Genomic DNA, 1,888 nt, shown 5'->3' on the forward strand with positions numbered 1-1,888 from the left:
TCCTCTCGAGCAGCGACCTCGTCTATCGGTCAGCCGTGCTCAACGCTCTCGCGCGCGGCGCGCGGCATCTCGACCGCGGCGCCGACAAGGCCGAACAGGGCGTGCCGCGTATCGCAGCCTGGGCGGGGCTCACCGCAGCGGGACTGCTGATCCCCGGCAATGGCACGCGCAAAGACAATGCCGAGGCAGGGCTTGCGCGCGCGCTGACCACGGGAATGTCGAGCGACGGCGGTGTCATCTGCCGCTCGCCCTCGGGCCAGCTCGAGCTCGTGATGCTGCTCTCGATGCTTCGCGCCGTCTACGATGCGCGCCGGCAGGAGGCGCCCGCCACGATCGACGCCGCGCTCGCCATGGCAGTGCCCGCGCTGCTCGGCGTCACGCACGGCGACGGCGGACTGGCGAGCTGGCAGGGCAGCGCGCCCCAGGGCGCCGAACGCGTCAACGCGGTGATCGAGGCGTCGGGTGTCAGGACACGTCCGCAGCCTCAGGCGCGCGACTGGGGTTATCAGCGAATGGCTGCCGGCCACAGCATCGTCATCGTTGACGCCGCTCCGCCGCCGCTCAGCCGGCTCAATGTCGGCGGCTGCGCCTCGACGCTAGCCTTTGAAATGTCCGATGGCCCGCACCGGCTGATCGTGAGCTGTGGCGGGTCCCGCGAATCGAGCGCGACGATCCCGGCCAAGCTGGCGCAGGGGCTGCGCTCGACCGCGGCGCATTCAACGCTCGTCGTCCACGACAACAACAGCACCGCGATCCACAATGACGGCTCGCTCGGCCGCGGCGTCACCGAGGTCGAGATGCACCGGCAGGAAAGCGACACGGGCAGCCGGCTCGAGGCGAGCCATGACGGCTATGCACGGCGCTTTGGGATGATCCACCGGCGTACGCTGGCGCTCAGCCCCGATGGCCGCGAGTTCACCGGTGAGGACACGCTCGGCGCTGCGCCTGCCCGCAGGCGCCCGCATGAGACGCCTTTCGCGATCCGCTTCCACCTCGCGCCAGGCATCGAGGTCTCCTCGACCGCCGACGGACTGGGCGCGGTGCTGCGCATCGCGCATGGCCCGATCTGGCAATTCCGTTGCCGCGGCGGAACGCTCGCGATCGAGGACAGCCTGTGGGTCGACGCCGATGGCCGCCCCCATCCGAGCCTCCAGCTCGTGGTAAGCGCGGAGGCCTCGGGCGGCGCAACGGTGACCTGGACCTTCAAGCGCGCGGGCTGATACCGGTCTTTCCCCATCCGCCCGGAATGACTAAGGGGCTGCGACAGACTCAGCGCGAATTCCTTTTCGCCGCTTGCCCGCATCCAGACTGAAGGACCGACATGACCACCGACACTTCGCCCGTGAAGCTCACGCGCGCGCTGCTTTCCGTCTCCGACAAGTCGGGGCTCACCGAGCTCGGCCAGGCGCTCGCCCGCCACGGCGTCGAGCTCGTCTCCACCGGCGGCACCGCCAAGGCGCTGCGCGATGCGGGGCTGGTTGTGCGCGACATTTCCGATCTGACCGGCTTTCCCGAGATGATGGACGGCCGCGTCAAGACGCTGCACCCCAAGGTTCATGGCGGTCTGCTCGCGGTGCGCGACAATCCCGAGCATGTCGCCGCGATGCGCGAACATGAGATCGGTCCGATCGACCTGGTCGTGGTCAATCTCTATCCCTTCGCGGCGACGGTGGCCAAGGGCGCCGACCGCGACGAGATCATCGAGAATATCGACATTGGCGGCCCCTCGATGGTTCGTTCGGCCGCCAAGAACCACGCGAGCGTCGCGATCGCTACCGATCCTTCGGACTATGCCGAGCTGATCGAGGCGCTCGATGCCAATGACGGTTCCACCACGCTCGCCCTCCGTCGTCGCCTCGCCGCCAAGGCCTATTCGGCGACCGCGGCC

1 protein-coding gene and 1 pseudogene are annotated in these 1,888 nt (G+C 69.0%); both read left to right on the forward strand.

From position 1 onward, the window contains the following. The coding region (locus VGD20_RS09700; protein ID WP_331134246.1) for a heparinase II/III family protein at positions 1-1,220 on the forward strand (1,220 nt) is incomplete at its 5' end. A gap of 101 nt (positions 1,221-1,321) precedes the next feature. Continuing rightward, positions 1,322-1,888, forward strand: a pseudogene (gene purH, locus VGD20_RS09705) (bifunctional phosphoribosylaminoimidazolecarboxamide formyltransferase/IMP cyclohydrolase); the annotation flags it as partial.

The organism is Sphingopyxis sp., assembly GCF_036402335.1.
In the GTDB taxonomy this organism is placed as follows: domain Bacteria; phylum Pseudomonadota; class Alphaproteobacteria; order Sphingomonadales; family Sphingomonadaceae; genus Sphingopyxis.